This window comes from Citrobacter freundii ATCC 8090 = MTCC 1658 = NBRC 12681 (assembly GCF_011064845.1).
Classification (GTDB): domain Bacteria; phylum Pseudomonadota; class Gammaproteobacteria; order Enterobacterales; family Enterobacteriaceae; genus Citrobacter; species Citrobacter freundii.
On record NZ_CP049015.1, the window covers coordinates 2,471,701 to 2,490,008 of the forward strand.

General features: G+C 52.1%; 17 protein-coding genes and 3 pseudogenes. 7 read left to right on the forward strand and 13 right to left on the reverse strand.

Annotated features, from left to right (window positions below):
- Window positions 1-22: 22 nt before the first annotated feature.
- A complete protein-coding gene (gene pptA, locus G4551_RS11855) occupies window positions 23-250 on the reverse strand; it encodes a tautomerase PptA (RefSeq protein ID WP_003836197.1) in 228 nt (75 codons plus the stop codon).
- 216 nt (window positions 251-466) lie between these two features.
- Window positions 467-550: pseudogene (locus G4551_RS11860) on the reverse strand (LacI family DNA-binding transcriptional regulator); the annotation flags it as partial.
- Here G4551_RS11860 and G4551_RS11865 point away from each other — a divergent pair.
- Window positions 549-689 (forward strand): annotated as a pseudogene (locus G4551_RS11865) (glucarate transporter); the annotation flags it as partial. The pseudogenes G4551_RS11860 and G4551_RS11865 overlap by 2 nt on opposite strands.
- Window positions 690-739: 50 nt before the next feature.
- On the opposite strand, the gene G4551_RS11870 reads toward G4551_RS11865, so the two are convergent.
- A complete protein-coding gene (locus G4551_RS11870) occupies window positions 740-1,357 on the reverse strand; it encodes a glutathione S-transferase family protein (RefSeq protein WP_003836190.1) in 618 nt (205 codons plus the stop codon).
- 112 nt (window positions 1,358-1,469) lie between these two features.
- Here G4551_RS11870 and G4551_RS11875 point away from each other — a divergent pair, with 112 nt between their 5' ends.
- Entirely contained in the window at window positions 1,470-2,390 is a 921-nt protein-coding gene (locus tag G4551_RS11875; protein WP_003836188.1) for a LysR family transcriptional regulator, read from the forward strand.
- A gap of 98 nt (window positions 2,391-2,488) precedes the next feature.
- Window positions 2,489-3,478 carry a zinc-dependent alcohol dehydrogenase family protein gene (locus G4551_RS11880; RefSeq protein ID WP_003836186.1) on the forward strand — a complete coding sequence of 330 codons (990 nt, stop codon included), beginning with the start codon at window positions 2,489-2,491 and terminating at the stop codon, window positions 3,476-3,478.
- 36 nt (window positions 3,479-3,514) lie between these two features.
- Here G4551_RS11880 and G4551_RS11885 read toward each other — a convergent pair whose 3' ends face one another.
- The 6 genes and pseudogenes from G4551_RS11885 to G4551_RS11910 form a co-directional block, all read right to left on the reverse strand.
- Window positions 3,515-4,288, reverse strand: coding sequence for an amino acid ABC transporter ATP-binding protein (locus G4551_RS11885; protein WP_003836184.1), 774 nt, complete (start codon window positions 4,286-4,288; stop codon window positions 3,515-3,517).
- A complete protein-coding gene (locus tag G4551_RS11890; RefSeq protein WP_003836182.1) occupies window positions 4,272-5,198 on the reverse strand; it encodes an amino acid ABC transporter permease in 927 nt (308 codons plus the stop codon). Before G4551_RS11890 ends, G4551_RS11885 begins: the two co-directional genes overlap by 17 nt.
- A gap of 9 nt (window positions 5,199-5,207) precedes the next feature.
- Window positions 5,208-5,717, reverse strand: coding sequence for a GNAT family N-acetyltransferase (locus G4551_RS11895; protein WP_003836181.1), 510 nt, complete (start codon window positions 5,715-5,717; stop codon window positions 5,208-5,210).
- Between the two features lie 10 nt (window positions 5,718-5,727).
- Window positions 5,728-7,986, reverse strand: a pseudogene (locus G4551_RS11900) (NtaA/DmoA family FMN-dependent monooxygenase).
- A gap of 25 nt (window positions 7,987-8,011) precedes the next feature.
- Window positions 8,012-9,133, reverse strand: a complete 1,122-nt coding sequence (locus G4551_RS11905) for an amidohydrolase (protein WP_003836175.1) — start codon at window positions 9,131-9,133, stop codon at window positions 8,012-8,014.
- Window positions 9,133-10,131, reverse strand: a complete 999-nt coding sequence (locus tag G4551_RS11910; protein ID WP_003836173.1) for an MsnO8 family LLM class oxidoreductase — start codon at window positions 10,129-10,131, stop codon at window positions 9,133-9,135. Before G4551_RS11910 ends, G4551_RS11905 begins: the two co-directional genes overlap by 1 nt.
- Window positions 10,132-10,638: 507 nt before the next feature.
- Between G4551_RS11910 and G4551_RS11915 the strand changes: the two genes are divergently transcribed.
- Both G4551_RS11915 and ansP read left to right on the forward strand, forming a co-directional pair.
- Window positions 10,639-12,180: a methyl-accepting chemotaxis protein gene (locus G4551_RS11915; protein WP_003836171.1), complete on the forward strand. Its 1,542-nt coding sequence runs from the start codon at window positions 10,639-10,641 to the stop codon at window positions 12,178-12,180.
- A 279-nt stretch (window positions 12,181-12,459) separates the two neighbouring features.
- Window positions 12,460-13,902: an L-asparagine permease gene (gene ansP / locus G4551_RS11920; protein WP_003836170.1), complete on the forward strand. Its 1,443-nt coding sequence runs from the start codon at window positions 12,460-12,462 to the stop codon at window positions 13,900-13,902.
- Between the two features lie 41 nt (window positions 13,903-13,943).
- Here the strand turns inward: ansP and G4551_RS11925 are convergent, their stop codons facing one another.
- From G4551_RS11925 to G4551_RS11940, 4 genes are all read right to left on the reverse strand, one after another.
- Window positions 13,944-14,165 carry a YgdI/YgdR family lipoprotein gene (locus G4551_RS11925; protein WP_003020157.1) on the reverse strand — a complete coding sequence of 74 codons (222 nt, stop codon included), beginning with the start codon at window positions 14,163-14,165 and terminating at the stop codon, window positions 13,944-13,946.
- A gap of 137 nt (window positions 14,166-14,302) precedes the next feature.
- Window positions 14,303-15,364 carry a 7-bladed beta-propeller protein YncE gene (yncE, locus tag G4551_RS11930; protein ID WP_003020161.1) on the reverse strand — a complete coding sequence of 354 codons (1,062 nt, stop codon included), beginning with the start codon at window positions 15,362-15,364 and terminating at the stop codon, window positions 14,303-14,305.
- Window positions 15,365-15,628: 264 nt separating this feature from the next.
- The gene (locus tag G4551_RS11935) at window positions 15,629-16,663 is read right to left on the reverse strand and encodes an NADP-dependent oxidoreductase (RefSeq protein WP_003836167.1); all 1,035 of its coding nucleotides are present in this window, start codon (window positions 16,661-16,663) and stop codon (window positions 15,629-15,631) included.
- A gap of 58 nt (window positions 16,664-16,721) precedes the next feature.
- Window positions 16,722-17,297, reverse strand: coding sequence for a helix-turn-helix domain-containing protein (locus G4551_RS11940; RefSeq protein WP_003020168.1), 576 nt, complete (start codon window positions 17,295-17,297; stop codon window positions 16,722-16,724).
- 37 nt (window positions 17,298-17,334) lie between these two features.
- On the opposite strand from G4551_RS11940, the gene G4551_RS11945 reads away from it, so the two are divergent.
- Window positions 17,335-17,853, forward strand: a complete 519-nt coding sequence (locus G4551_RS11945; RefSeq protein WP_003836165.1) for a GNAT family N-acetyltransferase — start codon at window positions 17,335-17,337, stop codon at window positions 17,851-17,853.
- Complete coding sequence (locus G4551_RS11950) at window positions 17,850-18,299, forward strand: DMT family transporter (RefSeq protein WP_003836163.1); 450 nt, start codon at window positions 17,850-17,852, stop codon at window positions 18,297-18,299. The genes G4551_RS11945 and G4551_RS11950 overlap by 4 nt, the downstream gene beginning before the upstream one ends.
- Window positions 18,300-18,308 lie beyond the last annotated feature (9 nt).

Consider the following 18,308-nt stretch of genomic DNA (forward strand, 5'->3'; position numbering starts at 1 on the left):
CGCAATAATCGCCCGTTTTCTTTCACATGCTGTAGCCGGGTTTTTTAATCAGCCTCGTCATCTGTGGTGCGATTTCCGCATCCCATACCGCCTGCCAGGCATCCGGCTCAACTTCATTCAGCGCCACGCTCACTGAACTCTCTTTGCTTTGTAAATGACGAATAATGACTTCGGTAATATCCGTCGCCAGTGCGGCCTTCTCTTCTTCGTTCAAATCGCGAGGAAAACATTTGATATCAACGTGCGGCATGACAGGTTCCTTATTGTTTTGGGATGCAGGTAACTTATGCGGACTCTCTTCAACCAGGTGAAATCCGACATCAATAATATCGTCTTCACGTGGAATTTGTTCGATACTATCGAGGCGACGCGTTGTCCAATGGCCCGTCGGTCGACGCTAACTGTGGTGATGTGCGTCAGCCGCAATACCATGACGACGATAACCTTTTTTCAGCAAATAGTCTGCCACCGCCTGCATCACTTTTTCCACGGTTTTCGGGCGCACCAACTGCAGGCTATTTAGCGCCCTGCTCACCGTCATGGGTGACAATCCCCAGTCTTTTGATTACGCCATTCTGTACGTCGGTTCGATGGGGCTGATTGGCCTGATTTCTTATCTGTTTATCGTGGGTCCATTGGATCGTATTACGCTAACCCTTCTGTCGCGTAATTTAACCTTATGGCGATAGTTCGCCCGCTGTTCCGGGATTTGCACTCCTGCGGAATAGCGTTTTTTTATTCAAATAATCTTATTGCTTTTCAGTACAGTACGCAGCCTCGGATGCTGACAAACTGCATCAGCGATAGCGCTAATATTCGGCGTGTTGTCCTGAAACCAGTCATGCCCAGGTCCCCAGCTGCGCATAACGGCAATATATACGTCCAGTAGTGTTAGCTGATCCCCGAATGCGTACGGCTCGGCGTTTAGCTGATCGTTCAGCCACATATAGAGGGATTTACGGTACTCAATGCAGTTCTTTTTCAACTGCGCCGGGGCGTCCGGTACCCAGCGTTCTGGATAGTCGGCATAGGTAAACGTGGGATAGACATTTGCTACCAGCCATATCAACAGACGCTGAAACTGCTGGCGTTCGGCGTGTCCAACGGGTGGTGAAAGTTCAGGGCGACGATCGAGGATCATCAGCGCGATCGCCGCCGTTTCCGTCATCACACTGCCATTTTCCAGTACCAGCGTGGGCACCTGGCATAGTGGATTCATCGTCTTAAGCAACTCCCGCTGAGGGCCGTCACTGTCAAAACCGTCGACATTAATAAAATGATAAGGGATCTCCGCCAGTGTGAGCATCACTTCACTGATGGCCGATCCCCAGCCCGGTACCCCATAGACCTTAATCATGCTGCAATCCCCAAAGTTAAAACCCTAAGTGTAGAGCAGCATTCGGCAACCTATGCAGACATGATTATTACTTTCATAATAACAATGGTCGAATACCGGGGGAGAATAAGCCATGCGTTCCAGTATGTTTGAATATATGAACATTTTTGTACAGGTTGTTGAGCAAGGTGGATTTGCCAGAGCAGCAGACGTGTTACACCTGCACCGCCCTGCAGTGACCAAAGCTATCCAACATCTTGAAGACGATCTGGGAGCAAAGTTGCTTAACCGCACGACTCGTAAAGTGAGTCTGACAGAAGAAGGTGACGCTTTTTACCAACGCACAAAAATCCTGCTCAGTGACGTTGATGACATCATGGCTTCTTTCTCATCCACTCGCCCTCCGCGCGGAAAACTTAGGGTGAATGCCCCCCTGTCGCTGGCTCACTCGGTATTAGTCCCGGCCCTGAACGATTTCCAGTCGCGCTACCCGGATATTGAGATTGTCCTCACCTCCACCGACCGCAGAATCGATCTGCTTGCCGAAGGTATCGACTGCATGATTCGCATTGGCGAGTTACAAGACTCTTCTCTGATTTCACGGCGGCTTGGTGAGGTAAAAATGGTGACATGCGCGTCACCGGATTATCTGCAAAAACACGGCGTACCGCAGACGCCAGAGGATTTATCCCGACATCAGGCAATTAACTTTTTCAGTGAACGTCATCGTGAAGCACTGGAATGGTCCTTCGTCCGTGAGGGTGAAACCGTGTCGTTTATCCCCACAGGTCACATCAGCGTTGATAACTCCGACATCCTTTTGACAGGCTGTTTATCCGGACTCGGTATCATCCACGGTGTGCACGCGGTACTGGCCCCCTGGATCCAGTCGGGCCAGCTCGTAGAGGTGCTGGCCGATTATGCCGGGGAATCAAAACCCGTTTCTGTGCTCTACCCGGACAGGCGCCATCTTGCCCCCCGCGTTCGGGTGTTTATTGACTGGCTGAGTGCGCTTTTTACCGAGAAAAAATCGCGCCTACAGGGATTATTATAATCTGAGTAATAGTGAAGTTCCGCAACGGCGGTTTTTCACCCTCATCTGAGCCGTTAAATTGTGCAGACCCAATACAGAACAATTTACAGAGGTTTGCTATGTCTAAGGTCGTGGTTTTTAATCAACCAGGCGACGCTGACGTCCTGACAATCCAGGATATGCCAGTTTCTGCTCCGCGTGCGGATGAAGTTCAGATACGCGTACGCGCAATCGGCATTAACCGTGCGGAAATTATGTATCGTACCGGCCAGTATATTTACCAACCCAAATTCCCGGCACGTCTGGGATATGAGGCTTCTGGCGTTGTTGAATCCGTGGGAGACAACGTGCGTGAGTTTGCGCCCGGCGATAGCGTCAGCGTCATCCCGGCTTTCAGCTTCCATGAGTATGGTATGTACGGTGAAGTCGTCAATGCTCCAGCCCATGCTGTCGTCAAACATCCTGAGAATCTTAGCTTCGAGGAAGCCGCGGCGAGCTGGATGATGTATGTGACCGCTTTCGGTGCGCTGGTTGAATATGCGGATATTAAGCCTGGTGATAACGTGCTGATCAATGCTGCTTCCAGCAGCGTCGGACTGGCGGCAATTCAGATTGCTAACATGCGGGGAGCAAAACCGATTGCGATGACGCGCACCAGTGAGAAACGTGCCCAGCTTCTGCAACTTGGCGCGGCAGAGGTTATCGCCAGCCAGGAGCAGGATCTGGTGGCGGAGATTAACCGGATCACTGACGGCAAAGGTACCCGCGTGGTCTTCGATCCGGTCGGTGGCCCTGGCGTGGCAAAAATTGCCCAGGTGATGCCTGCCGGCGGACTCTTTTTCCAGTATGGTTCTCTTGATGCGCGTGATTTGTCGATTCCGGTAATTGAGATACTCGGTCGTCATCTGACCTTCCGCGGCTATGAGATTTTCGAAATCACCGCGGACGCAGAAAAACTTTCGCGGGCGAAACGGTTTATCTTTGAAGGACTGCAATCCGGTAAGCTCAAACCGCTGATTGATAAAACCTTTGCCTTTGATGATATCGTTGAAGCACATCAATACATGGAAGCCAACGGTCAGGTGGGCAAAATCGTCGTCACCCTGTAATCCTTGTGCGGCACAGTTTTGTGCCGCAAATTACCCTCAAAGCACTTTCGACAAAAACTGCTGGGTGCGCGTGTGGCGTGGATGATTCAACACCTGCTCGCTGCTGCCCTGCTCGACGATTTTGCCATCAACCATAAACACCACCTGATCCGCCACCTCCCTAGCGAAGCCAATCTCGTGCGTCACCACCACCAGCGTGGTTCCCGACTTCGCCAGCGCTTTGATGACATCCAGGACTTCGCCCACCAGTTCAGGATCCAGTGCAGATGTAGGCTCATCAAACAGCATGACGCGCGGATTTAGCGCCAGTGCACGGGCAATAGCGATACGCTGCTGCTGACCGCCAGATAAGTGACGCGACCAGGCATCGGCTTTATTCCGCAACCCTACCGCATCAAGCAGCGTTAATGCCCGCTCGGTGGCGGCTTTACGCGATGCCAGTCCATGCGCAATGGGTGCTTCAATCAGGTTCTCCAGCACCGTTAAGTGCGGGAACAGATTAAAGTTCTGGAACACATAGCCGACGTTAACCCGCTGGCGCAAAATTTCCGCCTCTTTCAGCTCATACAGCTTGTCTCCCTGCCGACGATAGCCAATGTAATCGCCATCGATTTGAATAAAACCCTCATCGACGCGTTCCAGATGGTTGATGGTACGCAGGAGTGTGGATTTCCCTGAACCGGACGGCCCGAGAATGACCGTAACCGTTCCGGGAGGGATCTCCAGCGACACATTATCCAATGCTTTGTGGCGACCAAAGTATTTGCTGACGCCGGTAATAGAAATATGACCTTCAGGCGAGTGGGACATGGACGGCCTCCTGCTGTGGACGTTGACGACTGCGTTTTTCTGCACGGCTCACCCGGACGGTGTTGATCGCTGAACGTCGTTCGCTGCGTGCCAGCGCACGTTCGACCAGATGCTGAATAAGCGACAGGATGCTGGTGATCACCAGATACCACACCGCACCCACCATCAGCAGCGGGATCACTTCCTGCGTGCGGTTGTAGATCATCTGGATGGTGTAGAACAGCTCCGGCATTGCCAGCACGTATACCATCGCCGTCCCTTTCGCCAGGCTGATGATTTCATTGAAGCCAGCAGGCAAAATGGTGCGCAGCGCCTGCGGCAGAATAATCCGCAGCGTACGTCGCCCTGCCGGTAAGCCCAGTGCTGCCGCTGCCTCGTACTGACCGTGATCAACCCCCAAAAATCCACCACGTATAATCTCAGCGGTATAGGCGCTTTGCACCAGCGTCAGGCCAACCACCGCAGTGGAAAACTGACCGAGTACATTGATGGTCTCAAAACTTCCCCACTGAATGGGAGTAAACGGAATACCAATCGTCAGCGTGTCGTATAGATAGGAGAAGTTGTACAGAACGATTAGCACCACAATCAGTGGTAACGAACGAAACAGCCAGATGTACCCCCAGGCCAGACAGTTCAACAGCCAGGAAGATGAAAGCCGCGCCAGCGCCAGCAGACCGCCGATGAGAATACTCAACAGCGTCCCGATAAGTGTCAGTAACAGCGTTTGTCCAAGACCAGACAAAATCACCGGATCGAAGAACCAGCGGGCAAACACACTCCATTCCCAGCGCGGATTAAACGCCACAGACTGGAGAATCACCGCCAGGGCAAACAAAGCAATGATCGCGCCAACGGTGCGCATGGGGTAACGCGCCGGTACGACTTTAATGCTATCTGTCGTTTTCATCTTCTCTCCTCAGGCGATTCTGGCCTGACCGGCAATAGTCAGCAGTTTGATAAAGCGCAGTCGTCCATCAAACGGTGGCTGGCTGTACTCTTCGGGATTGCGCGTCGTATCAAATTGCGGATCGTAGCCCTGGCTTAAATAAAGTCTGACGGCCTCCGGCTGGCGAAATCCTGTGGTCAGATATATCCGGCTGTAGCCCGCGAGTAGCGCCCGACGTTCCAGTTCCTGCACTACACGCGCCGCAAGTCCCTGCTGACGCAGGCTGCTTTTTGTCCAGATACGCTTAATCTCGGCAGTGTCCTTGTCGTAAGGTTTGTAAGCCCCGGTGGCGATAATTTCGCCGCCACGCTCCAGGACCACAAAAAGTCCCTGCGGTGCCAGATACCATTCGGTCAGTTCCTCTTCAGCGTCACGAGAAAAATAATCGCCATAGCGGGCAGCATACTCACCGAACAGACCGTTCAAAATGGGCTGTAGCTCGCTGGCTTCAGGTGAGACCACGCGAAATTGATCGCTCACGATGACCTCCTTAGTCGCCTAAACCGGCCGGGTTGATTTCAGATTTCGGAATGCGTTCCACCCCTTCTCCCCAGCGATTCAGCACCTTGTCATAATCGCCGTTGCCAATCACGCCGTTGAGGGCGGTTTGTACCGGCAGAACCAGACCGCTGTCCTTTTTCAGCGTCACAGCGATGTGTGCCGCTTTTGGCCAACCGCCATCAACACTACCCACCAATTGCGTTTTACCGTTGAGTGCAGCTTTCCATGCGCCGATTACATTAGGACCGAAGTAGGCATCGGCGCGGCCTGACTGTAGGGCCAGGGTTTGCGCGGCATCATCTTTGGTATACACCGGCGTAAACGGCTGTAACCCTTTCTTCACGTTCTCATCGTTCCAGGCCAGCAGGATGGCTTCCTGGTTCGTCCCTGAACCGACGATAATGCGCAGTCCAGCGATATCTTCCGCCTGCTCGATTTTCTTCAGCTTGCTACCGGTTTTGACATAAAAGCCAAGAGAGTCTTTCCGATACGTCGCGAAATCGAATTTTTCTTTGCGTGCTTTGGTGACGGTAATATTGCTGATCGCGGCATCGTATTTGCCGGAAGTGACGCCAAGCGGCCAGTCTTCCCATGACGTAGGTACGACGTTGAGTTCCAGCCCCAAACTGTCAGCCACCAGACGCGCGATGTCCGCCTCGCTGCCGATCAGCGTCTTATTGTCATCGGCAAAGACGGTCAGCGGCGGTTGGCTGAGCCCGGCAATCGCCACGGTGAATTTGCCCGGTACGGCCAGGTGCAGGTTTGCGGGCAATTGCGCAATCGCCTGCGGATTCTTTGCCGTATTGATCGGCGTTTTATTGGCTTCCAGACTTACGCCCGTGCCGTTAATCGTCACATCATTTGCCCAGACAGTCGCGCTGAAAGCCAGCGACAGCGCGAGGAATACTGATTTTTTCTGCATAGCGTTTTTCTCTTATTGTGCGAATTGATTTGCAGGTGTCGTTAATCCCAGGCTTGCGCGCAGGGTCGTACCGGGATATTCATGGCGGAACAGGCCCCGCGCCTGAAGCACAGGGACAACCTGTTCGACAAAACGCGGGAAGGTATCCGGCGTTCCGCCCTGGATAATAAAACCGTCTGCGGCTTTCTCGTCGAACCACTGCTGCAGGCCGTCGGCGACCTGTTCCGGCGTGCCGCTGAAACGCGGACGTGGGCTGGCCGCTTCCAGAGCAACCTGACGGAGTGTTAAGCCACGCTCGCGCGCGTTGCGTTTGATCTCATCAGTCGTACTGCGAAAGCTGTTTTGTCCGAGAGAGCCAAGATCCGGGAACGGTGCGTCCAGCGGATATTGGGCAAAATCATGATGTTCAAAGTAGCGGCCAAGATAGTTCAGCGCGTCGGTAACGGAGACCAGCGCAGCGGTAGTCTGATACTGCTGCTCAACGTCCTCTTCGCTGTCGCCAACAATAACGCTGACGCCCTGGAATATATGCAGTTGATCGGGATGTCGTCCGGCGATTTCCAGCTGACTTTTTACATCCTGATAGAACGCCTTAGCCTCTGCCAGCGACTCCTGATGGGTAAAAATGGCATCAGCATGCTGCGCCGCTAATTTCTTGCCATCTGCTGAAGCTCCCGCCTGAAATATAATCGGACGACCTTGTGGCGTACGCCCAATATTTAACGGCCCGGCGACCTGAAAATAATCTCCATGATGGTTTAGCGTGTGCAGTTTATGCGGATTAAAAAATTCCCCGCTTGTTTTATTACGGGTAAAAGCATCGTCTTCCCAGGAATCCCACAGTCCTTTCACTACCTGTAAATATTCATCGGCAATACGATAACGCTGGGCATGCTCCGGATGCTGAGCGCGAGAATAGTTTTTTGCCGATCCTTCCAGAGGCGACGTAACCACGTTCCAGCCCGCACGCCCGTTGCTGAGATGGTCCAGGCTGGCGAACTGTCGTGCGGTCGTAAACGGCTCGCTGTATGATGTGGACACTGTGCCAACCAGTCCCAGATTCTGGGTGATGCTGGCCAAAGCGGATAATACTGTTAGCGGCTCAAAACGATTTAAAAAGTGCGGGATTGATTTTTCATTAATATACAGACCATCGGCGACAAAAATAAAATCCAGCTTCCCTTTTTCCGCAATAAGCGCCGTCTCTTTGACAAACTCAAAATTAATACTGGCATCGGCCTGAGCCGCCGGGTGGCGCCATGCGGACATATTTCCCGATGCGCCATGCAGAATAGTTCCGAGCCGTAGTTGCCGATTTTCAGCCATAATAACCCCTACCCAACAGGTAAACTTAAAGGTGTGCGAATGCCGTTTTTGCTAACTGCGCAAAGTAATGTGCGGCAGGTTCAATTAAACGTTCGTCTGGATTAAATCCCGGGTGATGTAATCCGTATTCACTGGCGCTGCCAATACTGACAAATGCGCCTGGCGTATTTTGCAGGTAGACGGCAAAATCCTCCCCGCCCATATGCAGGTCAGCATGGTGAGTTGTGTAGCCTGACTGTTTCGCCACCGTGGTGGCGATATCGGCCCAACGCGCATCGTTCACCAACGCGGTCGGCCCTGCATGCCAGATAACGTCTATTTGTGCGCCAAAGGCATGGGCAAATCCGGCAGCGATGTCATTAACCCGTGCTTTAACCTGCTGCTGTACCTGAGTCCGGTGCGTTCTGAGCGTCCCTTCCAGCTCAACGGACTCTGGCAGTACGTTCCATGTATTTCCTCCCTGAATACGGGTCACGCTGAGTACCACCGAATCCAGCGTGTTAACGTCGCGACTGGCAACGCTTTGCAACACGGTTACCAACTGGCTGGCAAGCAGGATGGCATCTTTGCCTTCATGCGGACGCGCCGCATGTGCGCCCTTGCCATTTATACGCAGCATGAAGCGATCGACATTGGCATAGAACGCACCGCCGCGTGTGGCAAATTCGCCCACCGGCAAACCGGGCTCATTGTGCATACCAAAAATAGCCGCTACGTTTTGCAACGCACCGGCGCGGATCAACGTTTTTGCGCCGCCGAAACTCTCTTCAGCTGGTTGAAACAAAATACGTACTCGCCCCGGTAAGGTTGTTTCCTGTTGTTTAAGCAGCAGTGCTGCACCAAGCATCACGCTGGTATGGATGTCATGCCCGCAGGCATGCATCACGCCCGGTGTGAGGGAACGAAACGGAACGTCGGCACTTTCTTCTATCGGTAGCGCATCGATATCCGCTCGTAGCGCGATGACATCTTCTCCCTTGCCGATTTCCGCGACCAGACCGGTTTTCAGCTCGAACGGCAGAATGTCGACATCCGCAGAGTGCAACCAGGCCTGAATGCGCCTGGTGGTTGCTTCCTCCTGCAGGGAAAGCTCCGGGTGCTGATGTAATTCGCGACGCCAGTTGATAAGCGTTGAACTGAGGGTCATCAGAGCACCTCCACGGCATTATGGACTTGTGCCAACAAACGCAGCGATGTCAGCCGCGCGTGGCCCTCCGCCACTGGCGTGTCGATAATGAACTCATCAATACCAAATTGCGTATGCAGAGCATTCAGCTTTACCATCACCTCTTGAGCGGTGCCGTGTAACAACGCCAGTTCACGACGCGCGATTTTGCGTGGCGAACTACCCGCCTGTGCGGCGAATGCCAGGGCTTGCTCTTCGCTGGCGACTGTAACGCGTTGACCATTTTCCAGCTCAACGCCCCAGATTTGGACGTTTTCCGCCAGTTGCGCAGCGGTATCGTGACTGTCAGCCACAATCACCTGAACGGCGACTATCGTCGGGCGGTCGCTGTGGGTCTGCCAGAAGGACAAAACCTCACGTAATAACGTTTTGTCACCGTTGAGGTGCGCAGCGAAGATAAAATTCAAGTCGGATTGCGCTGCTAACTGTGCGCTTTGCACACTGGCTCCGAGTACAAATCCTTCTGGCGGTATTGGTGGGATTGGCGTCGGGAATACCGTTTCCCCGCTTTCCGTTCCGTTCAGCGCCAGCCAGCCGTTAAGCTGAGAAAGCTGATCGGCAAAACTGCCTTTTTCTTCCTGATGCAGTCCATGCTGTAACGCCTGAGTCGACAACGGTAACCCGCCAGGGGCCTTCCCTACGCCGAGATCGACACGTCCAGGAGCCAGTGATGCCAGAAGATTGAAGTTTTCCGCCACTTTGTACGGGCTGTAATGTTGCAGCATCACGCCGCCGGAACCAACGCGGATACGCTGGGTTTGCCCGAGGATCCAGGCGATCACCAGCTCCGGCGATGGACTGGCCAGCTGTGGCGTATTATGGTGTTCCGCGATCCAGAAACGATGGTACCCCCACTCTTCCGCCAGTTGCGCCAGGCGCAACGTCCGGGAAAGCGCAGTCGCGGCAGTTTCACCTTCCCCGATGGGGCTTTTATCCAGAATACTCAGGCGATATGACATGTTACGAGCCTATGTTTATTAACATGTCTTTATTATTAATTTATCAAATAGCCATATTGAAACATTTAATTCACATTTACTCAGCTAAAAAGTAGATAACAAACCCTGCAGCAGCCAGGGTTAAAATTTGGATCGCCCTGTACCGCTAAACTGAAAAACACCCGCAATTAATAGCCTACAAAATATAATAGGGTCGTTGATATCACGTTAATAACATCAAAATCATTTCATGCCAGTTTTCTTTTTACGAAAAGGTTTTTTAACGCAATTTACGTTAAGTCAGTTTAAACGACTTGTAACGTTATGCGCTTGTATTAATTGTTTCACTTTTATGACGTGGGATGAATGATTTACATGGAAATTTTTATTTTAACTACTTCCACAGAAATGATGATTAGTAGAGAATGCAACGTTTCTTATTAAAACGGTTTAAAACAGATTTCTAATATCCCCCGATTTCATTGCGGGGATTTTTGTATGGATTATACATAGCATCATGGGACCTCTATGAAAAGTAACATGCCCGTTACACAAATTGAGCACGCACTTAACGATAAAACGACGCTGCTTTCTACGACAGATAAAGAAAGTCATATTACCTACGCCAACTCCGCATTTATTGATGCCAGCGGATTTAACGAACAGCAATTAATGGGCGAACCGCATAATATTATTCGCCATCCTGATATGCCTCCCGCGGCGTTCGCCGATATGTGGTACACGCTACAGCAGGGAGACAGCTGGACGGGGATGGTGAAAAACCGTCGGCAGAATGGCGACCATTACTGGGTTCGCGCCAACGTTACACCGGTCTGGCACAATGAAAAACTCACTGGCTACATTTCAGTGCGTACCGTTCCTTCGCGCGATGAAATAACTCAAAGCGAAAGTTTATATCAAAAAATTAATAGCCAGCAGTTTAAAGGGTTTCGACTTTTTAAAGGCATTATCATTCGCCGCGGCATATTGTCATGGGCATCAATGTTTAAATGGCTGAGCATTAGCCAGCGCGTCAATTATTCTTTAGGGGTAATCGCCCTGCTCGCTGTGCTATTTCTTTTTGCTCCTGTTAATCCATTTATTCAGGCGGGAGGGTTGCTGTTCTTATTTCTGATGCTTGCTATTTACCTTAAGTATCAAATTTGTCAGCCAGTTAATACGCTACTGACGCAAATGAAGAAAGTGGTATCCGGGAGAAAACCTGATAACTGTCATTTAAATCGGGTGGATGAAATCGGAATGCTGATGCGTCTGGTTAATCAGTCCGGGCTTAATCTGAATTCACTGGTCGATGATGTCAGTACGCAAATATCCGGTATTCGCGCTATCAGTCAGCGAGTATCAAAAGAAGGTACGGCGCTGCATAAGCGTTCCGAAGAAACCTCCGCCGACCTGCAACAAACCGCTGCCGCCATTGAAGAAATTGGTAGCGCGGTACAGCAAACTGCTGAGACTGCGGCACATACTATGACCATGGCCGATAAAACCAGCGCCAATGCGGCAGAAGGCGGCGATATCATGAAACAAACTATCGCCATGATGCAGGCGATATCGCGTGACAACGGGCAGATCGTCGACATCATCGGCGTCATTGATAGTATCGCCTTTCAGACCAATATTCTGGCGCTCAATGCCGCGGTCGAGGCCGCGCGAGCCGGAGAGTCAGGACGCGGTTTCGTCGTTGTGGCGGCAGAGGTCCGTAATCTGGCACAGCACTCAGCGTCTGCAGCAAAAGAGATCAAACAGTTGATTGAGAAGAACGTCGCCAACGTGAATAGCGGCGTCAAAATGGTAGAACAAACGGAGACGCATCTTACCGGGATGATTGGCGATGTCCTGCAGATGTCGATGATGATCAAAGATATTAGTCTGGCGACGCGTGAGCAAACCCTGGCGCTGGATCTGATTAACGATTCGATTTCACGCGTTGGCACCATGACACACAATAATGCCGAGATGGTGGAACGTGTCACCGATGCTACCGCCGATCTGACTCAACGTTCATCGCGCTTACAGCAGGCCGTTCAGGTCTTTGGCGTATCAGCATAACCTTACGGCGCTTATCGGGTGAATGTCTCGATAAGCGCACTCCTCTCCAGGTATTTACGCCCTTTTCTTTTATTGGCTGAATCGAGGCCACACCGCGCCAGTGCAGGCTGTACAAAAATGCTGAATTCTTGTTATCGGGGCTTTGCGGAACCGAACAATTGAATGTAGGATGCTCGGCCGGCAGTTTTCCCCCGTAACACAATGAAGGGTAAGGCTGTTTTCGCCGCAGCAGGTGCGGCAAAAAGGATTTGTATTTTTGTCAGGTCAACAGGAAAAGTAATGAACACAAACAACACGCAAGCCGCGGAACAACATGCGGCGAAACGACGCTGGTTGAATGCCCACGAAGAGGGGTATCACAAAGCGATGGGAAATCGACAGGTACAGATGATCGCCATTGGCGGCGCAATTGGTACCGGGTTGTTTTTAGGGGCTGGCGCGCGCTTGCAGATGGCTGGTCCTGCTTTGGCGCTGGTTTATCTGGTGTGCGGTATTTTTTCGTTCTTTATACTGCGCGCGCTTGGCGAACTGGTTTTACATCGCCCTTCCAGCGGCAGCTTTGTCTCCTATGCCCGTGAATTTTTAGGTGAGAAAGCCGCCTATGTGGCTGGCTGGATGTACTTTATCAACTGGGCGATGACCGGCATTGTCGATATCACCGCGGTGGCGTTGTATATGCATTACTGGGGCGCATTTGGTGATGTACCGCAGTGGGTATTCGCCCTCGGCGCGCTGGCCATTGTCGGCACCATGAACATGATCGGCGTGAAGTGGTTCGCGGAGATGGAGTTTTGGTTTGCACTGGTCAAAGTGTTGGCGATTGTGATTTTCCTGGTGGTGGGTACCGTCTTTTTAGGCACTGGAAAGCCATTGGATGGTAACGCCACGGGTTTTCACCTGATCACCGACAACGGTGGATTCTTCCCACATGGCCTGCTGCCAGCGCTGGTACTGGTTCAGGGGGTGGTTTTCGCGTTTGCCTCCATTGAACTGGTGGGCACCGCTGCTGGAGAATGCAAAGATCCACAAACCATGGTGCCGAAAGCGATCAATAGCGTTATCTGGCGTATTGGTCTGTTCTATGTGGGTTCTGTCGTGCTGCTGGTTCTGTTACTGCCGTGGAATGCCTATCAGGCAGGGCAAAGCCCGTTTGTTACCTTCTTCTCCAAACTGGGCGTGCCGTATATCGGCAGTATCATGAATATTGTGGTGCTCACCGCGGCACTTTCCAGCCTTAACTCTGGGCTGTACTGCACCGGACGTATTTTACGTTCAATGTCGATGGGCGGATCGGCGCCGAAATTCATGGCTAAAATGAGCCGCCAACAGGTACCCAGGGCTGGGATCCTCGCCACGCTGGTCGTCTATGTCGTCGGGGTATTTCTGAACTATCTGGTGCCGTCGCAGGTGTTTGAGATCGTGTTGAACTTCGCGTCGTTGGGCATTATTGCGTCGTGGGGCTTTATCATGGTCTGTCAGATGCGTCTGCGCCGGGCCATAAAAGAAGGTAAAACGGCAGACGTTAGCTTTAAACTGCCGGGCGCTCCGTTTACCTCGTGGCTAACCCTGGTGTTCCTGCTGAGCGTGCTGGTGTTGATGGCGTTTGACTATCCAAACGGCACCTACACTATCGCGTCATTACCGTTGATTGCCATCCTGCTGGTTGCAGGCTGGTTCGGCGTGCGTAAGCGCGTCGCGGAAATCCACCGCACCGCGCCGTAATGGCTGAAGGCCTGACAGGTTAACCCTTCAGGCCTTCTTTTTTAGTTCGCTTCAATCAACTGCGCTACATCGTTGCTGTTAATTTCCCGCGCGTTTCCATCCTGATCGGTATAGCTGGTCATTCCCGTATCTTTATCCAGTTTTGGCTTACCCTGGGTGGTAATGGTTTGTCCGCTTTTGGTCGTCATGACGTAATCGGTGGTGCATCCTGCCAGGGTAAACAGCATTACGCCTGCACAAAGACAGATAAATGGCTTTTTCATGGTATTCCCGTGTTATTCAGTTAGCCGTTGAGGGCGTAGTGTAAGTCCCTGAAGTGGGTCGGGCTACTGGCGGGGTGTAACGAGGCGTATCGTGGGGTTTAGAGAAATGACAGGAGGGGTTTCCCCCTCCTGATTTTTTACAACGCAATACGAATAACATCGTCCGGCTGGGTAGCTTCCTGCTCGCGGGTAGATTTCTGTTTCACACTGACGTACAGGGTTTTACCATCGGCAGAGAGCGCCAGGCTATTCGGGAATGTTGGGGTCTCGAATGTTTTGACGACTTTATAGCTTTTCGCGTCGATCACACTCACTTTACCGGCCTGGCGATGAGTCACGTAGGCTTCATTACGCGTCGGGTTGAACAGCACGGCAAGGGATTCCGGCGCGGCGACTTTTGCCAGTACGTTGCCGTTACGGGTGTCGATTACCAGCACTTCCGCCGCTTTAGAGTCGGTGACAAATGCACGGTTGCCCGCTGTGTCCAGGCTCAGGTTGATAAAGAAATGCTCTTTCCCATCATCCAGCAGTTTTTTGCGACTGAGAATTTTGTTGGTGGTGGTATCGATGGTAATGAATTCACCGTCCGCATTGGCGGTGTACAGGCGCTTAGCCTTGCTGTCGACCGCCAGAGCGGTGCTCATTTTGCCGGTATTTTGAATGGTGTCCTTCAGTTTAATGGCATCACCGTCCACCACCCAAATCACGCTCTCTTTACCAATACCGCTAATGTATACCGTGTTAGTGGCGTCATCTGCGGCCAGCTCACGCGGCTGCAGCGGGCGAACATCTTCAGAACGCTTACGCGCATCCAGCACCAGACGTCCTTTCACCGCGCCCGTTTTAGCATCCATCGCCGTTACCGCGCTATTTACCGTGTTGCCGAACCACAGCGTTTGCGTGGCGTTATTGATGGTGGCACCAAACGGTTTGAGATCGTTATGAATCACCTGAGTCACTTCGAGGGTGACCGGGTCAAGGCGGTAAACCACCCCGCCGGTATCCAGTTTGCGGCTCTGTGAGGTCGCCAGCCACAGCGCGTTCTCTTGTTGGCTGTACGCCATTTCATAAGCGCCTTTACCGACGGCTTTGCGCAGCAGTTCTTCTGCAGCCTGCGTAGTAAAAGATGATGCAACGAGCAGTGAACCTAACAGTAAAGAACCACGCAGACGCGGTGAAAACAGATGACGTAAAGACATGACGACTCCCTTTGATAAATTCGTTTGTTACTGCTTCACATAGCTTCAATGAGCAAAATCATGGTTTTGCCTTTTTAAGAATGAGAATAGTAATCATTATTTATCTCAATGTGGAGTATTTATTCGCTTTCGGGTTGTAACTTTCTCATTTTCTCCATGAATAATCGCTTTTCATCCAGATAACGTCATTGGCATTTTACCAGGCCTACATTTCGTACGAAGCAGGCCTGGTTACAGACATTCACCGTCTTCCACCCTTACGCATCAATCCTCAGCAAGACGAATAACTACCTTGCCGAAGTTTTTGCCGGTCAGCAGACCGATAAAGGTTTGTGGCGCATTTTCCAGACCGTCGGTCACCTGCTCGCGGTAGTGGATTTTGTCCTCTTTAAGCCAGCGCCCCATCTCCCGCTGAAACTCCTGAATGCGGTGACCATAATCCTGACCAATGATAAAACCCTGCATCCGGATACGCTTTTTCAGCAGCGTTGCCATTAACAGCGGTAATCTGTCAGGTCCGGCCGGAAGCGACGTTGCGTTATAACCACTGACCAGGCCACAAAGCGGAATCCGCGCTGAAGTATTGAGCAATGGCAGAACGGCATCAAATACTTTTCCGCCGACGTTTTCATAATAAATATCAATTCCTTGCGGGCAAGCTTTTGCCAGTTGTTGCGCAAAATCTTGTGCGTGGTGATCGAGGCAAACATCAAAGCCCAGCACCTCTGTGGCATGTCGGCATTTCTCTGCCCCACCTGCCACACCGATTACCCGGCAGCCTTTAAGCTTACCGATCTGCCCAACCGTTGCGCCAACCGGCCCGGTTGCGGCGGCTACCACCAGCGTTTCTCCCGCTTTCGGCTGACCGATATCCAGCAGACCCATATAAGCGGTAAACCCCGGCATACCCATAACACCCAGCGCCCAGGAGGGATGTTCGGGATGAGCGCCAAGCTTCACCAGTCCGTTACCGTCGGAGATGCCATAGTCCTGCCAACCGCTGTAGCTCAATACCCATTCGCCTGGCTGGTAGTCCGGATGGCGGGATGACACCACGCGACTTACGGTACCACCCACCATAACACCACCAATCTCTACTGGTGGTGAGTAAGATGGCTCATCGCTCATGCGGCCACGCATGTAGGGATCGAGGGAAAGATAAATGGTGCGCAGCAAAACCTGGCCTTCGCCCGGGGATGCCACCTCATCTTCTTCAAGACGGAAGTTCTCTGGGACTGGCGCGCCATGTGGACGGGAAGCCAGTACCCAGCGACGGTTACGATTAGTCTGTTGACCCATGATGTGCTCCTCTGCTTTTGGCATGAATCAATCAATAGTAGCAGTCTGCGCCTGCTATTTAGCTGACGACGTGGTTTAACCGCACAACCAGGTAAACGCAGGGTTTCGCGGTTTCATTGATAAACCGACAGTCATTCGGCGGGCCAAGTTCCAGGCAATCACCTGCCTGCATTTCATGGCGTATGTCCCCTTCCACAAAGACTAATTCCCCCTGCTGTAACCAGATAAGTTGTCTGGCCTGCACATAGGAAGAAGCTGGCATCGGGATATCACTTCCGGCGGGTAATTCAATCTGCACCAGATCGATAGGTAGATCGCTGCGCGGTGAAACATGGCGGCGCAGATAGTGGCTTTGCGGATCGTGCCAGACGGGCTGGTCAGCGAAGCGCAGCAGCTTGCCCTCCTGCATTTCAGCCCGCGCAATCAGGGTAGACATGCTGATGCCAAACGCACCGGAAAGTCTACCCAGCAGCGTCGCCGTTGGACTACTCTCGCCGCGTTCTATTTTATGGATCATGGCCCGCGACACGCCCGCGCGCTCGGCAAGTTCCGTGAGTGACCAACCGCGAGATTCCCGCTCAATGCGAATTCTTGCACTGATCCGTTGATTTATGCTGTCTTCAATAGTATTCATATTGTAATACTATAGTGAACAAGCCCTGAGGTTCAACATGTCAATTCGATTTGCCAGCAAAGAAGACTGCGCCGCCATTGCAGAAATCTACAACCATGCGGTACTGCATACGGCGGCTATCTGGAATGATCAAACGGTCGATGCCGAAAACCGTATTTCCTGGTATGAATCCCGACAATTGATGGGGTATCCGGTACTGGTGAGTGAAGAGAATGGCGTGGTTACGGGATACGCCTCCTTTGGCGACTGGCGTAACTTTGATGGCTTCCGTCATACCGTTGAACATTCGGTGTATGTCCATCCAGAACATCAGGGAAAAGGACTCGGACGAGCACTACTCAGCAGACTGATAGACGAAGCCCGCGCATGCGGCAAGCATGTAATGGTGGCAGGGATTGAGTCTCAGAATCAGGCATCACTGCATCTGCACAGCTTGCTGGGCTTTAAAACCACCGCGCAAATGCCACAGGTTGGAACCAAATTTGGGCGGTGGCTGGATCTGACTTTCATGCAGTTGCAGTTAGACGATCGTCGTGAACCGGATGCCCTTAGATGAACCAGACGCTGACCCTCTCCTTTCTGATTGCCGCTGGTATTGGTCTGGTGGTGCAAAATACCTTGATGGTACGCATCACGCAGACGTCCTCGACGATCCTTATCGCCATGTTACTTAACTCGCTGGTCGGGATCGTGCTGTTTGTCAGCATATTGTGGTTTAAGCAAGGTTTAGCAGGGTTTGGTGAATTGGTTTCCAGCATACGCTGGTGGACACTCATCCCCGGCTTGTTGGGATCGTTCTTTGTTTTCGCCAGCATTAGTGGATATCAAAATGTAGGCGCTGCCACGACGATTGCGGTGCTGGTTGCCAGCCAGCTTATCGGGGGACTGATACTGGATATTCTGCGCAGTCACGGCGTGCCGCTACGGGCGCTAGTGGGCCCAATCTGTGGCGCGGTAATGTTGGTGATCGGGGCATGGCTGGTGGCGAGACGTTCGTTTTAATTGCGCTTA